Below are 13,731 nucleotides of genomic sequence, written 5' to 3'. Positions count from 1 at the left end.
GGGTGTCAGCGCTTGGGGGCGATGAGGCGGGTGCCGATCCAGTCCGCGGCGGCGCTGATGGCCTTGGTCGAGGCGAGGCCGGCGGTCTGGGCGGCCTCGTTGACGTCGCTGGGCTCGATGTAGCCGTCCCGGCCCGACTTCGGGGTGAGCAGCCAGATCATGCCGCCCTCTTCGAGGAGGCCAATGGCGTCGACCAGGGCGTCGGTGAGGTCGCCGTCGTCCTCGCGGAACCAGAGCAGGACGGTGTCGGCCACGTCCTCGTAGTCCTCGTCGACGAGGTCCTGGCCGGTGATCGACTCGATGCCCTCACGGAGGTCCTGGTCGACGTCCTCGTCGTAACCGATCTCCTGGACGACCTGCCCGGGCTGGAACCCGAGCCGGGCCGCCGGGTTGGTGCGCTCTGTCGTCATACCGGTGTTCCTTTGACTTGGAGGCGCCTGCCGCCTCGCATCCGGGTAGCCAACCAGACGCGGACGGTGGCCGGCGCGGAACACGCCCAGGAATTGACGACTCGTCAGATCTCCCGACAGGAGACGATCGCGGACGAGCTGACGGCCAGCAGGAGTTGGGCGCCCCCGGCGGCATCCACCCGGGCGATGGTGGCGCCCAGCTCGCCGGGCGGGAGGGGGAACGTGTGCGGGCGCAGGTCGGCGTCGTGCGCCACGACCGCGTCGCCTTCGACGTAGAGCAGCAGGTATTCGGCGACGTCGGACACGTCTGGTCCCCTCCCCCGGGATGGCTGGCGCTTGCCCTGCCCACGCTAGGGGCCGCGCGGGGCGCGGTCGGTGGCATTCACCCGGCACCACCCCCACGGGTGAACGCGGTCGAGGACGGGCGGGGGCTCGGGCTGGGGTTGATGTGGGGGTTGAGGCGGGCGGGGTGGCCGGCGGCGTTGCGACCGGCGGCCTCGCGGTAGGCGATCCGCTGGACGGCGGTGAGCAGGCGGTAGAGGTTGAGGGCGGCGTCGGAGTCGTCGGCGGCGAAGCCCAAGTGGAAGATGAAGGCTTCGAGCTCGCGCCAGTCGAAGTCGTCGGGGACGGGCCGGGCGGCGCCGGGGGCGAGGGTGTTGAAGGCGGCGGCGACGGCGTAGTGGGTCGCGGCGAGGGCGTTGGCCAGGGGGTTGGGGCCGCAGCCGGGGTCCGGGTCCGGGTCGGGCATGTCAGGGGTCCTCCTCGTCGGGCTTTGCAACGTTGAGTGCGGTGATGACGCCCAGGACGACGGTGGCGATCGCCAGGGCGAGGAGGACGGCGAAGGCGGCGGCAATCAGGAAGCGCACGGGTCGTCGCGGTCTCGTTCGGCGGCGAGGAGGAGGGAGAGGAGGTTGAGGAGGGTGGAGGCGGGGGCCGTGTTGAAGCGGACGAGGATGCGGCCGTCGATGGTGCGGTCGGTGGTCGCGGAGGGGAAGATGAGGCCGAACCTGCGGCCGCGCTCGTCGACTTCGGCGAGGAGCGTGCGGATGTGGCCGTCGGTGTAGTACCGGATCCGGGGGTCGGTCGGCAGCATCGGGTAGCGGCGGGGAAGGGGCATCAGGCGGCGTCCAACTGCAGTTCGAACCAGACGGATTTGCCCTGCTTGCGCAGGTCGGCGCCGAAGCGGTGCGTGAGGGAACGGACGAGGTGGAGGCCCCGGCCGGAGAGGGCGAGGGGGTCGGCGGGGGCGCACGGCTCGGGCGGGAGGGTCTGGCTGTCGTCACAGACCGAGACCCGGAGCCTGCGGTTGAGGAGGGACAGCACGACGAGGGGCGCGAGGCTCCCGGCGTGCTTCCACGCGTTGAAGAAGAGTTCGTGGAGGGCGAGTTCGGCGTCGGAGATGGTGGGGGGCGGCCAGCCGGCGGTGGTGAGGAGGTCGCACAGCTCGGTGCGGGCGGCGGTCCAGTCGGGAGGGTTGGAAGCACGCATGAGAGACCCCGAGAGGGAGAGGGGGAGTCACTGACTATCCGTCATGTGACCGGTGCAACACTGAGAGTAAGAGCACAGGGCTCACGCGTGCAACCTAATCGCGAAGAAGACTCGCTCAGCTTGGATAAGCTCACTCGTGTGGGTGGAGATTGCTCCGACGTGGAAGGAAGCCCCCTTGGCACTCAGGACCCAAATCAGCGAACGGCAGCGGCGGTTCGGCGCTGAGCTGAGGCGGCTGCGCGAGGCCGCCGGGCTGGCGGTCAAGGATGCCGGCGCCCTCATCGGCATCGCCGGACCACAGCTCAGCCACATCGAGGCAGCGCGCACGGCACTCGACTCGGAACGGCTCGCGACCCTGCTTGGTGGCTACGGGTGCACGGATGGGACCTATATCGCCCTCATGCGCGAGCTCGGGGCGAGCGATGGCAAGGGCTGGTGGACCGAGTTCAAGGGAAAGGTCCCGGCCCTTGCCCTGGATCTGGCCGAGGCAGAGGACCGCTCCGTCCTGCTACACAGCTACGACTCGCTCTACATCCCCGGGGTACTGCAACTACCCGACTACACGAAGGCGATCTACGAGGGTGGTCACGCCAGGAGCCCATGGGAGCCCCAGACACAGGTCCGTTTCCGAAGCGGCCGACAGCGGATCCTCGCAGATGGCAAGCCGCGGCAGTTCAAGTTCGTCATCCATGAGGCCGCGCTGCGCATGCGCTTTGCCGGGGACACAGTCATGCGGTCCCAACTTCTCCACCTGATCGAAGTGGCCGAATTGCCGAATGTCAGCATTCAGGTACTGCCATTCACTGCACCGAGGCATGCGCCGCTCTCGGCTTCATTCCTGTTCTGCGACCCGGGATGCCTTGAGCTGTCGACGGTGATCCTCTCCGGCCCGAAGCGTTCGGAGCACCTCGGAGACCCAGTCGATGTTGCTGCCTACGTCCAGAAGTTTCAGCAGTTGAGCGAGCTCTCACTCCCGCCTGTCGACCGCAACGGCGCCCTGCGTAAGCTCGATACACGTGACTCTTGGGGGCTCATTCACCATCTCCTCTACGAGCTTCAGACCTGAAAGGCGTCCGATGTCCCACCTCGTCTGGCAAAAGTCGTCGTACAGCGACGCAGAAGGCGCCGATGCCTGCCTTGAACTTGCCCAGGGCGACGACGACCTCCGCCACCTCCGCGAATCCGACGACCCCGACATCATTGTCACCACCACCACCTCCAAACTCCGCGCCCTCATCCTCGGCGCCAAGGCCGGCGAGTTCGACCATCTCGTCCGAGCCTGAACTCCACGCACGCCCGGCGGTCAGCACACTCGGTGCTGACCGCCTCCGCACCGCCGCTTGAGGCCAGCCCGGTTCTCAGGCGCATGATGCAGTTCAGCAGGTCTTCCTGGAGTGGCCGACCGCGCAATTCGGCCAGTCTGGCGGCCGGGCAGCGCCCGGACGGAGGCTCTTCGACGCTTGATCCGACGCGCTCTTGCGCTGGTCGACTGTCGGGGTGATAGTCGTGCAACTGAGCGCAATCAGATCAACACAGGGAGAGGTCATGAGGTTGCGTTTCCTGGGAATCATTCCGAACACCCCCGTTGACGACTCGCCGACGATCTGGCTGGACGAGGACACTGGGGATCTACTGATCCAGTCCTACAGGGCCACGGAAGAAGAGGTGAAGGCATGCCGGCAGATCGGGTCAATTCCCGGTCACAGCTCGAATGTTCCGGACCATGAGACGATCATTCGGCTGCCGGCCGTGATGCTGGAGTACATCCCGCGACCGGAGGGCCGAAACGGTGAAGTACCCCGTACGTGAGGGCTTGGCCAGAGCGCAGCACTCCGCAGTGCACCTGGAGATGCGCGACGGCTACACCCCGGATGATCCGGAGTTTGCCCGCTGGCGCGCCGGCCATCGGTATGGCAATGACCCGGCCAAGCTTCCTGACTGGTGGGGAACTTGGGCCGATCTGGCAGCCGAGACAACCAGGCGCGGCGTGGTCATGCGGCGGGCCCGGATCGTCTCGGAGCCGGTGACGGACTACATCCGGTATGAGCATGACCTCACGTTCGCCAACGTCGCAGCAGGCGAACAGGTCCGCTGGCTTCCCCGCCGGAAGGCCAGCGACATCGCACTCCCGGGAACGGACCTGTGGATGTTCGACGGGTCGGCCGTGCTGTTCACGTACTTCTCCGGAGTCGGAGAGGTCGTCGACCGTGAATGGCGCACCGAGCCGGCGGTTGTGGATCTGGTCAGCTCTGCCTTTGAGGCTGTGTGGGAGCGGGCTACGCCGCACGAGGACTACAAGCCGGCCTGACCCATCATGTCCGCATCGGGATCGTCCCACGTCCAAGCTGCCCGGCAGATCCTTGCAGATCGCCTTCGGGAGATGTGCAAGGACTCCGGGCTGGACGGCAAGCAGCTTGCGGCACTGTGCGGCTGGCATCCGTCCAAGGTGTCCCGGATCTCCACCGCCAAGACGTCGCCGTCCGCTGACGACCTGCGCGCGTGGTGCCGCGCGTGCGGCAGGGATGACCAGACGGCGGACCTGATCGCCTCTCTGCGGGCCGTGGAAGGCCTGTGGGTGGAGTGGCGTCGCATGGAGCATGCGGGGCTGAGAAGGGCGCAGCAGGCCGTTCTGCCCCTGTTTGAACGAACGTACTGGTTCCGGGCGTACTCGTCGTGGCTTGTGCCAGGACTCCTCCAGACGCACGGCTACACCGAGGACGTGTTGCGCGCCGTCCAGCGGAGGCGGGTGCCGGTCGATGACGTGGCCGACGCTGTGGCCATCCGGATGGAACGGCAACGCGTGCTCCGCGAGGGGCAACGGCGCTTCGCGTTCCTGCTGGAGGAGCCCGTACTGAGCAACGGGCTCGGTGACGCCGATACTCAGGTCGAGCAGCTTGAGCGACTGATCGCCGTGAGCGCGCTGCCGAATGTCAGTGTTGGGATCGTGCCTACTCGACTGGGCCGCACTCGCATGCCGGTGGAGGGTTTCTGGATCTTCGACACGGCTCAGGTGAACGTGGAGCTGGTCTCGGGGCACCTCACCCTGACTCAGCCCAGCGAGGTGGCCATGTACGCCGACACCTTCGCCACGCTGGCTGACATCGCGGTCTACGGCCCGAAGGCCCGCAGGTTGATCACGGCCGCCATTGACGCGATCGGGTGATACCGCGCAATCCCGTAGAATTTCGTGGATCCCAACTCTCCTTCCTTCCTAGCGTGTTGCCATCGGTTCCAGCGACTCCGAGGGAGTGGCCGGCATGGCGGTCAGCACCAGCACGCGTCAGGTCTGGTCAGACGACAGCGCTCAGTGCCCCAGTTGCTTGTACTTCGACTGCGCTCAAGCGCAGTACCCGGCAAGCGAGTACCCCACCATCGCGCGTCACCTGGCGCGTAGACGGGAGCGGCACATCGCGGACGGCGACTGCCTGGTGGCGCCCGATGGCAAGTGACCCCCGGCCGGATCTCACCCCGAAGGAGCTCGGCGGGGTGCCGTTGACGGACGAGCAGCACAACCGGCGCGCCGACCTTCCGGCCCGGTTGCGTGAAGCGAACCGCCCGTGGCGCTGACGCGCCCCAACAGACCCCCGCACCGGCCGCCTGGGAAAGGGCGCGGCTGGGGCGGGTCAGCAAGGCGCACGACAGACCGAGGACAGCCTCGGTCTGACCGACAGAGAAGGGAAGCCCATGGGCAAGCGCGACGGCGGCTCCGGCGACGGCCAGGGCGGCAAGCAGCAGGACGACTCCAACAAGGGCGCCGGACACGGCGGCGGGGGGTCCGACGAAGGCGGCAACACCTCCGACGGCCAGAACCCGGCGGGCGGCAGCGGCAAGTGACCGGCGAAACGCACAAGGAGGCGGGCCCCCTGGGGCTCGCCTCCGCGCTGGTGGCCAGCGGCGCACTCTCCTCGGACTGGCTCCCCTCCTTCAACGCCGTACCCCGCGAACTGTTCGTCCCGGATCGCATCTGGCCGGGCATCGCGGATGGCACCCGGCAGAACCCCGTGGTGTACCGGTCACGGGACCCTGAGGCGTGGCGCAGGGCCGTCTACTCGGATATCCCGCTGACCACGCAGTGGGACGACGGAGACCACCAGGGCGACGGGCTCGGCACCACCCCGAGTTCCTCCAACTCCATGCCCACCATGGTGTTCTCGATGCTCCAGGACCTCGACGTCCGCCCGGGCCACAAGGTGTTGGAGGTCGGAGCCGGCACCGGCTGGAACGCCGGCCTCCTCACCCACCGCCTCGGCAGCCGCAACGTGGTGACCGTCGAGTACGACCCTCACGTCGCACGCGGCGCCCGCGAGAACCTGCACCGGGCCGGACTCGCACCGACCGTGATCGAGGGCGACGGACGCCACGGCTGGCCGGACGACACCCCCTACAGCCGGATCATCGCCACCTGCTCCCTGCTGGAGATCCCTCCAGCGTGGCTGGAGCAGACGGCCCCCGGTGGAATCATCGTCGCCCCGTTCGGCACCGAGTACGGCGGCGAGCAGATCGTCAGGCTGACCGTGAACGACGACGGGACCAGCGCGAGCGGCAAGTTCACCCGAGGCTCCGCGTTCATGCGACTCCGCCACCAGCGCACGGACCGGCCGTCGTTCGACGCCTACCTGCACGGGAAGGAGTGGCCAGCACACGGGGTGCGGAGCACCACCAGTCTGTCCCCTCGGGCCACGGGCGGGTGGTTCGAGCAGTTCGTCATCGGATCCGGCGTACCCGCCGCGTTCTGGCGGGCGGAGCGCTACGACAACGACGCCTACACGCTGTGGCTCTACAGCCGCGACACCCTCTCCTGGGCCTGCGCCGACTACGAGCGCGACCGCACGGAATACGAGGTACACCAGTCCGGCCCGCGCAGACTCTGGAACGAACTGGAAGCCGCCTACCAGTGGTGGGCCGACCAGGACCGCCCCGGCCACGACCGGTTCGGCCTGACGGTCACCCCCGAGGGCCAGCACGTCTGGCTGGACTCCCCGGACAACCCCGTCCCACAGCGCTGAACTCCCCCCCTCACGCCCGGCGGTCAGCACACGTGGTGCTGACCGCCTCCGCCCAGCTCCCTGTTCCGGGCCGCCCGCACTGGGTTAGCGTGGACCCATGTCGAGAGACCTGCCCGCGCTACGGGCATCCCATCAGGACCGGGACCGCATCGTAGAAACGCTGCAGGTCGCCGCCGCAGACGGCCGGCTCACCCCCGAGGAGCTCGAAGCCCGGCTGGAATCCGCGCTCTCGGCCCGGACGCTCGCCGAGCTGGCCGAGCTGACCACCGACCTGCCGAGCTTCGCGTCGGCCGTGCCCACGCCGAAGGACGTGCTGGTCATCGATCAGCGCGGCGGCAAGTACACCCGGGCCGGGCGCTGGGTGGTCCCCCGGCACATCGAGTTGCGGCCGAAACATTGCACGGTCGTCCTCGACTTCACCGAGGCGGTCATCACGGCCGACACCCTTCTGATCGACGCGGCCCTGCGGCACGGCAAGCTGCTCATCATCAGCCCGCCGGGCCTCGTCACCCTCGACACCGACGATCTCACCCTCGTCTTCTCCAAGGTCAAGCAGCGCTCCAACGGCGGCGGCGACGCCACCAGCCCCCGGCTCCGGATCGAGATCACCGGCACCCTCAAACACGCCTCGGTCGTCGCGCGCCCTCCCCGCCGCCGCCTCTTCGCCACCTGAGGCAGGCCCACTCCCCATCTGCACACCCTCGCCCGCTCGTCGATCTCGACGAGCGGGCGCTCTCGTTGCCCGGCCGGTCCGATGGGACCGCCGGCAACGGAAAACCCTCCGGGTGCCGGGCCGTGCAGTGGCAGAATCGGACCCATGACTTCCTCCTTGCCCGAGCCTGACCAGCAACTCTCCGATCCCAGCGAGCTGTTGCTGGACTATCTCGACTACTACCGGTCCGTGGTCGGCGCCAAGATCGAGGGCATGTCCGACGCAGAGCTGCGTGCCAGCCGGCTCCCTTCCGGGTGGACCCTGCTCGAACTCCTGAAGCACCTCGTCCACATGGAGCAGCGCTGGCTGCGCTGGGGCTTCCGGGCCGAGCAGGTCTCGGCGCCCTGGGGCGACCGCGGCCCAGCGGACCGCTGGTACGTCGGCCCGGAGGAGACGGCCGCCGACCTGCTCGCCGCGCTGCACGCGGGCGGCGAGTACACCCGAGCCGTCGTGTCGGGTACGCCGCTGACCACCGTCGCCGCGGCCGGCGGCCGTTTCCCGGACGACTGCACCACGCGGCCCACCCTGGGCTGGATCCTGTTCCATGTTCTGCAGGAGTACGCCCGCCACGCGGGCCACCTGGACATCGTTCGAGAGCTCACCGACGGCGTGACCGGCGAATAGCCACCGGCACTGCCAGGACAAGGCGACTCCGCCCCGCACAGCGCCGGTGTCGGCCCCGATGCGTTTGCCGAGCCACTGGTCCCGGATCCGGCGGTTCCACATGGCCGCCCGTGAGACCGACCTCTCTGGGGGACGGGACACCGTCGAGCGTCTGATCAACAAACGGAAAGCCAGGCGAGGTATCGGCCACGCGATACGACAAGACCCCAGCGAGCCACCTCGCCGGCCATCACCTTCCCGATCTACTGGCCCCGAGCGCGCTCTACGACGCGGACGCCCGGCGGCTGCTCACCTCGGCCGCTGAGAGCCGGATCTGACAGATCGCCGGACTTCCCGTCCGGGCATCTCCGCGAAGATCGGCGCCCTGAGGGTCGAGGCCGTGGTCGAATCTCCCAAGCGAACGATGCAGTTCTTCCCGGAGGTGAACGATGCCCGCAGATCCCCCACTTGAGGACCTGCTGCGATCCTGCGCCCGCTCCGCGCTTCACCTTGAGATGCGCGACGGCTACATGCGGGACGACCCGCTGTTCCTCCGCTGGCTCGACGGGCACCGGGATGACCCGGCCGACCGCTCGTCGTGGTGGAACCCGTGGTTGCAGCTGATCCACGAAACCACCGCCCGAGGCGTCGAGGTCCGGCGCGCCCGCGTGGTGTCGGAGCCGGTGAGCGAGTACATCCGGTTCGAACACGAGATCACGTTCCGGAACATCGCTTCCGGCGAGCAGGTCCGGTGGCTCCCCCGCCAGCAGACGACCGACCTTGCGCTCCCCGGCAATGACTTCTGGCTCATCGACGGGCGCTTGCTCGTCGTCCACCACTTCAGCGGCGACGGCGACTTCGTCGACGACGAGATCAGCACCGACCCGCAAACCGTGAAGCTCTGCCACTCCGCGTTCGAGGCTGTCTGGGAGCGATCGGTGCCGCACGAGGAGTACCGGCTTCACTGATCGACCATGACCGCCTCGCCCTCTTCAAGTGCCCAGCAGCCCCGTCAGGTTCTGGCGAATCGGCTTGCCGAACTGTGCCGGGATGCTGGGCTCACCGGGCTTGGCATCGCTCGCCTGTGCGGCTGGCATCCGTCGAAGTCGTCCCGGATCACGAACGCCCGGACACTGATCACCTCGGCGACCAACTCTCTCGGGTGAATCTGTGCCAGGTCATGCAGCGTCGTAGGGCCCAACCGGCCTATATTCCTGGCGTGTTGCCATCGGGTCCAGCAGCTCCGAGGGAGCGACCGACCCGACCGGCAGAGAGAGGAAGACCATGGGCAAGCGCGGTGGCGGCTCGGGCGACGGCAAGCGCGCCGGACACGGCAGCGGCAAGTGACCAGCGAAACGCACGAGGCGGCGGGCCCCCAGGGGCTCGCCTCCGCGCTGGTGGCCGGCGGCGCGCTCACCTCGGACTGGCTGCCCTCCTTCAACGCGGTGCCCCGCGAGCTGTTCGTCCCGGACCGCATCTGGCCGGGCATCGAGGACGGCTCCCGGCAGAACCCCGTCGTGTACCGGTCGCAGGAGCCCGAGGCATGGCGGGAGGCGGTCTACTCGGACATCCCGCTGACCACCCAGTGGGACGACGGAGACCACCGGGGCGACGGGCTCGGCACCACCCCGAGTTCGTCCAGCTCCATGCCGACCATGGTGTTCTCGATGCTCCAGGACCTCGACGTCCGCCCGGGAAACCGGGCCCTGGAGATCGGAGCCGGCACCGGCTGGAACGCGGGCCTCCTCGCCCACCGCCTGGGCGACGCGAACGTGGTGACCGTCGAGTACGACCCGGCCGTCGCCCGAGGCGCCCGCGCGAACCTGCACCGGGCCGGACTCACACCGACCGTGGTCGAGGGCGACGGACGCCACGGCTGGCCGGGCGGCGCCCCCTACAGCCGGGTCATCGCCACCTGCTCTCTGCTGGAGATCCCTCCCGCGTGGCTGGCGCAGACGGCCCCCGGCGGAATCATCGTGGCGCCCTTCGGCACCGAGTACGGCGGCGAGCAGATCGTCAGGCTGACCATGAGCGAGGACGGGAGCAGCGCGAGCGGGAGGTTCACCGGAGGCTCCGCGTTCATGCGGCTGCGCCAGCAGCGCACGGACCGGCCGCCCTTCGAGGACTACCTGCACGGCCAGGAGTGGCCGGCCGACGGGGTGCGGAGCACCACCGGCCTGTCCCCCCGGGCCACGGGCGGGTGGTTCGAGCAGTTCGTCATCGGGTCCGCCGTGCCCGGCGCCTTCTGGCGGACCGAGCGCTACGACAACGGCGCGTACACACTGTGGCTCTACAGCCGCGACACCCTCTCCTGGGCCTCCGCCGACTACGAGCGGGAGCGCACCGAGTACGAGGTCTACCAGTCCGGCCCGCGCAGACTCTGGGACGAGGTGGAGGCCGCCTACCGATGGTGGGCGGACCACGGCCGCCCCGGCCACGACCGCTTCGGCCTGACGGTCACGGCCGGCAGCCACACGGTGTGGCTGGACAGCCCGAGCAACCCGGTGCCGGTCCGAGGCTGACGACAGAAGAGCGAAATCCCCTGCCCTGCCCGCGCGTTGGGGACCGACCAGCGGGCGGGGCTGCCCTCGATGGGCAGGGTTGCTGCCCCCGCCGTCCCTATCGCTCCGGGTGCGGGCGGGGTATCCAGGACTCACCGGCCATCGACCCGAAGGGACGCCGATGAGGACCCGTGACAGTGACGACAAGGCGCACGCCCCCTCGACCGCCCGGACACCCGCGCACGCGCCCGCACCCACGCACGCGCCCGCACCAACACCCGCACCCGCACCCGCACTGCTCGGCCTCCAGGCCTCCGTCGGGAACGCCGCCGTCGTCCAACGACTCCAGCGGGCCGGCCAGGTGCAGCGCTCCGCCGCCGCCGTCCACGACGTGCTGCGCAGCGGCGGCCGCTCGCTCGACGGCGCCACCCGCGCCGACATGGAGGCCCGCCTGGGCGCCGACTTCTCGGACGTCCGGATCCACGACGACAGCGCCGCCCGGAGCTCCGCCGCCGAGATCGGCGCCCGCGCCTACACCTCCGGCAACCACGTCGTCATCGGCGACGGCGGCGGCGACCGGCACACCCTCGCCCACGAGTTGACCCACGTCCTCCAGCAGCGGCAGGGCCCCGTGGCGGGCTCCGACAACGGCTCCGGGCTGAGCGTCAGCGACCCGTCCGACCGCTTCGAGCGCGAGGCCGAGGCCAACGCCCGGCGGGTGATGTCCGGCCCGGCCTCGGACCGCCAAGCCGACCACGCCGCCACCCACGAGGACGAGGAGCACCAGGGCTGAGCCGTCTCGCCCCCGCCCGTCAACGGGATCGTTCATCGTTTGTCTACCGCCTTGCCCCATGGTCGGTCCCACGGGGCGCCCCGTACTTTCACGGGCGCGATATGGACGAAAGAGGTACCCGGGGATGAAGGCAGTGAAAGCAGTGCGACGCATGGCCGTCGGGGTGGCGGCGACGGCGCTGGCGCTGACGGGGACGATGCTGGGGGCCGGCACCGCGCAGGCGGCGTACGACCCGGTGACCCACACGCTCTGGAACGACGAACCGCTCTACCCGGGCTGGCACGTCGACTCCGAGAACTCCCGGCTGATCATGCAGCCCGACGGCAACCTGGTCGTCTACCGCGGGTACAACACCCCGAACCCGCTGGCCGTGTGGAACTCCGGCACCCACGTGAACCACTGCGGGTACAAGGCGGTCATGCAGTCCGACGGCAACCTGGTCGTCTACTCCGCCTCCGGGGGCGTCTGCTGGTCCTCCGGCACGAACGGGCACCCGGGCGCCCGGCTGGTGGTGAAGAGGCTCGGCGGCGTCGCCATCTACTGGGGTGACGGCGAGGTCCCCATCGTCACCACGCCCACCAGCGACATCCGCATGTGGGCGATGTCCTCGGACCTCTACTGACCACCACCCCGGCACCCTGCGCGTGACGCGGCCCCGACCGGCGGTCCCCCGTCGGCCGAGGCCGCACCGGGCCGGAGCGCCGCTCAGGCGCCCCGTTCGGCGAGCCAGCGGACCAGGTCGGCGACGGACCACTGCGGGCGGGCCGCGAGGCGGGCCGCCACCGACCGCAGGAGTACGGGCAGGTAGCCGCAGAGCTCGGCGACCTCGGCGGCCGGGCCCGGCTCCCGGCGGATCCGCTCGGCGCCGACGACCCGGGCCAGCAGCTCGTACGCGTCCTGCGGCTCCAGCGGGCCCACGGCCAGCCGGGCCGCGTCGGCGGGCAGGGCGCCCGGTTCGGCGCCGGCCACGACGGCCGCGCAGCCCGCCACCGCGGGCAGCAGCGGCGCCGGGTCGGTGACGCCGTCGAGCACGACCAGCACCCGCCGCCCGGCGAGCGCGGCCCGGTAGCGCGCGCCCAGTTCGCCTACACCGGCGTCCTCGACGGGCCGCTCCCCCAGGGCCCGCAGGAAGGCGGCCAGCACCGTGCCCGGCTCCGCCGTCTCACCGGCCGCGTACAGCTGCCCGTCCGGGAAGGCGTCCTGGACGGTGTGCGCCAGGTGCACCGCGAGCGCGGAGGTGCCGCTGCCGGCCGGCCCGGACAGGCCGAGCACCGGCGAGGCCCCGGCACCACCACCGTCGACCTCACCGCCACCGGCCGCCCGCAGGATCCGCTCGGCCTCCCGCACCTGGGCCGCCCGCCCGACCAGGTCGGGGATGTCCGGCGGCAGCTGGCAGGGCCGGGCGGGCCGGCGCGGCGGTGCCGGGGCGGACGGCGCCGCGAGCTCGGCGTCCCCTCCCCGGATGCGGGCGTGCAGGTCCGCGACCGCCGGTGCCGGTTCGAGCCCCAGCTCGCGGTCCAGCCGTTCGCGCAGCGCCTCGAAGGCGGCCAGTGCCTCGGCCGTCCGCCCGCAGCGGTGCAGGGCCAGCAGGTGGAGGCGCTGCACCTCCTCGTCGCGCGGGTTCGCGGCGGCGAGCGCGTCCAGCGCGGGCAGCGCCTCGGCGTGCCGGCCGAGCGCCAGGTCCAGGTCGTGCAGCACCTTGACGGCGGCGTGGTGCCCGGCGGCGAGCCGTTCGCGGGCGCGTTCGGCGAAACCGCCGGGCACGCCGTCCAGCGCGCGCCCCTCCCACAGCGCGAGCGCACCGGCGAGCAGCTCCCGGGCCCGCAGCGGGTCGTCGTAGCGCAGCGTGACGGCCTCGCCCACCCCGGCCTCGTAGCGGAACAGGTCGACGGCGGCCCGATCCACCTCCAGCCGGTAGCCACCGGCGGTGGCGACCAGCAGGCCGGGGGCCGCGAGGGCGCGCCGCAGCCGGTGCGCGTGGGTGCCGATCTGGCCGGCCGGAGCCTTGGGCCAGCGGGCGTCATCCTCGCCCCACAAGCCCTCGACCAGCCGTTCAGTGGGCACGAGCTGGCCCGGGGCAAGCAGCAGGGCGGCCAGCACGGCCCGCTGCTGCGGCCGGCCGAGGTCGATCTCGTGGCCGTCGCACCGGGCCCGCAGCGGCCCCAGCACACGGAATTCGAGCCCCATGCCCCCACCCCTCGAAGCCATGAGTTCAAGT

The 13,731-nt window shown here is 70.5% G+C and carries 20 protein-coding genes and 1 pseudogene; 15 read left to right on the top strand and 6 right to left on the bottom strand.

Annotated elements, in window-relative coordinates:
* Positions 1-5 precede the first annotated feature (5 nt).
* The 5 genes from ABT015_RS07380 to ABT015_RS07360 form a co-directional block, all read right to left on the bottom strand.
* Positions 6-410, bottom strand: a complete 405-nt coding sequence (locus ABT015_RS07380) for a DUF3052 domain-containing protein (protein ID WP_350877649.1) — start codon at positions 408-410, stop codon at positions 6-8.
* A gap of 104 nt (positions 411-514) precedes the next feature.
* Positions 515-715, bottom strand: coding sequence for a hypothetical protein (locus tag ABT015_RS07375; RefSeq protein ID WP_350877647.1), 201 nt, complete (start codon positions 713-715; stop codon positions 515-517).
* A gap of 77 nt (positions 716-792) precedes the next feature.
* Positions 793-1,158 carry a hypothetical protein gene (locus ABT015_RS07370; protein WP_350877645.1) on the bottom strand — a complete coding sequence of 122 codons (366 nt, stop codon included), beginning with the start codon at positions 1,156-1,158 and terminating at the stop codon, positions 793-795.
* 105 nt (positions 1,159-1,263) lie between these two features.
* Complete coding sequence (locus ABT015_RS07365; RefSeq protein WP_350877643.1) at positions 1,264-1,527, bottom strand: hypothetical protein; 264 nt, start codon at positions 1,525-1,527, stop codon at positions 1,264-1,266.
* Positions 1,527-1,898, bottom strand: coding sequence for an ATP-binding protein (locus ABT015_RS07360; protein ID WP_350877641.1), 372 nt, complete (start codon positions 1,896-1,898; stop codon positions 1,527-1,529). The genes ABT015_RS07365 and ABT015_RS07360 overlap by 1 nt, the downstream gene beginning before the upstream one ends.
* 175 nt (positions 1,899-2,073) lie before the next feature.
* Here ABT015_RS07360 and ABT015_RS07355 point away from each other — a divergent pair, with 175 nt between their 5' ends.
* The 15 genes and pseudogenes from ABT015_RS07355 to ABT015_RS07285 all read left to right on the top strand — a co-directional run bounded on the left by ABT015_RS07355 (position 2,074) and on the right by ABT015_RS07285 (position 12,135).
* Positions 2,074-2,964: a helix-turn-helix domain-containing protein gene (locus ABT015_RS07355; RefSeq protein ID WP_350877639.1), complete on the top strand. Its 891-nt coding sequence runs from the start codon at positions 2,074-2,076 to the stop codon at positions 2,962-2,964.
* 10 nt (positions 2,965-2,974) lie between these two features.
* A complete protein-coding gene (locus tag ABT015_RS07350; RefSeq protein WP_350877637.1) occupies positions 2,975-3,181 on the top strand; it encodes a DUF397 domain-containing protein in 207 nt (68 codons plus the stop codon).
* 262 nt (positions 3,182-3,443) lie between these two features.
* Positions 3,444-3,707: a hypothetical protein gene (locus tag ABT015_RS07345; protein WP_350877635.1), complete on the top strand. Its 264-nt coding sequence runs from the start codon at positions 3,444-3,446 to the stop codon at positions 3,705-3,707.
* Positions 3,688-4,206 (top strand): DUF6879 family protein, encoded by a 519-nt coding sequence (locus ABT015_RS07340; protein ID WP_350877633.1) that lies wholly within the window; start codon positions 3,688-3,690, stop codon positions 4,204-4,206. Before ABT015_RS07345 ends, ABT015_RS07340 begins: the two co-directional genes overlap by 20 nt.
* A gap of 6 nt (positions 4,207-4,212) precedes the next feature.
* Positions 4,213-5,061: a helix-turn-helix domain-containing protein gene (locus ABT015_RS07335; RefSeq protein WP_350877632.1), complete on the top strand. Its 849-nt coding sequence runs from the start codon at positions 4,213-4,215 to the stop codon at positions 5,059-5,061.
* Positions 5,062-5,336: 275 nt separating this feature from the next.
* Positions 5,337-5,465, top strand: a complete 129-nt coding sequence (locus tag ABT015_RS07330; protein ID WP_350877631.1) for a hypothetical protein — start codon at positions 5,337-5,339, stop codon at positions 5,463-5,465.
* Positions 5,466-5,582: 117 nt separating this feature from the next.
* Positions 5,583-5,732, top strand: coding sequence for a hypothetical protein (locus tag ABT015_RS07325; RefSeq protein ID WP_350877630.1), 150 nt, complete (start codon positions 5,583-5,585; stop codon positions 5,730-5,732).
* Entirely contained in the window at positions 5,729-6,904 is a 1,176-nt protein-coding gene (locus tag ABT015_RS07320; protein WP_350877629.1) for a methyltransferase domain-containing protein, read from the top strand. Before ABT015_RS07325 ends, ABT015_RS07320 begins: the two co-directional genes overlap by 4 nt.
* A 97-nt stretch (positions 6,905-7,001) precedes the next feature.
* Positions 7,002-7,577: a DUF1707 SHOCT-like domain-containing protein gene (locus tag ABT015_RS07315; protein WP_350877628.1), complete on the top strand. Its 576-nt coding sequence runs from the start codon at positions 7,002-7,004 to the stop codon at positions 7,575-7,577.
* A 144-nt stretch (positions 7,578-7,721) separates the two neighbouring features.
* A complete protein-coding gene (locus ABT015_RS07310) occupies positions 7,722-8,240 on the top strand; it encodes a DinB family protein (protein WP_350877627.1) in 519 nt (172 codons plus the stop codon).
* Between the two features lie 428 nt (positions 8,241-8,668).
* Positions 8,669-9,187 carry a DUF6879 family protein gene (locus ABT015_RS07305; protein WP_350877626.1) on the top strand — a complete coding sequence of 173 codons (519 nt, stop codon included), beginning with the start codon at positions 8,669-8,671 and terminating at the stop codon, positions 9,185-9,187.
* A 6-nt stretch (positions 9,188-9,193) separates the two neighbouring features.
* Positions 9,194-9,352 (top strand): annotated as a pseudogene (locus ABT015_RS07300) (helix-turn-helix domain-containing protein); the annotation flags it as partial.
* A 210-nt stretch (positions 9,353-9,562) separates the two neighbouring features.
* Positions 9,563-10,741, top strand: coding sequence for a methyltransferase domain-containing protein (locus tag ABT015_RS07295; RefSeq protein ID WP_350877625.1), 1,179 nt, complete (start codon positions 9,563-9,565; stop codon positions 10,739-10,741).
* Between the two features lie 160 nt (positions 10,742-10,901).
* Complete coding sequence (locus ABT015_RS07290) at positions 10,902-11,513, top strand: eCIS core domain-containing protein (RefSeq protein ID WP_502897272.1); 612 nt, start codon at positions 10,902-10,904, stop codon at positions 11,511-11,513.
* A gap of 151 nt (positions 11,514-11,664) precedes the next feature.
* Entirely contained in the window at positions 11,665-12,135 is a 471-nt protein-coding gene (locus ABT015_RS07285) for a hypothetical protein (protein WP_350877624.1), read from the top strand.
* Positions 12,136-12,218: 83 nt separating this feature from the next.
* Here the strand turns inward: ABT015_RS07285 and ABT015_RS07280 are convergent, their stop codons facing one another.
* Positions 12,219-13,700: an AfsR/SARP family transcriptional regulator gene (locus ABT015_RS07280; protein WP_350877623.1), complete on the bottom strand. Its 1,482-nt coding sequence runs from the start codon at positions 13,698-13,700 to the stop codon at positions 12,219-12,221.
* Positions 13,701-13,731 lie beyond the last annotated feature (31 nt).

Source organism: Kitasatospora sp. NPDC094016, assembly GCF_040304045.1.
Lineage (GTDB): Bacteria > Actinomycetota > Actinomycetes > Streptomycetales > Streptomycetaceae > Kitasatospora.
This window is presented reverse-complemented; position numbering and strand designations above follow the sequence as displayed.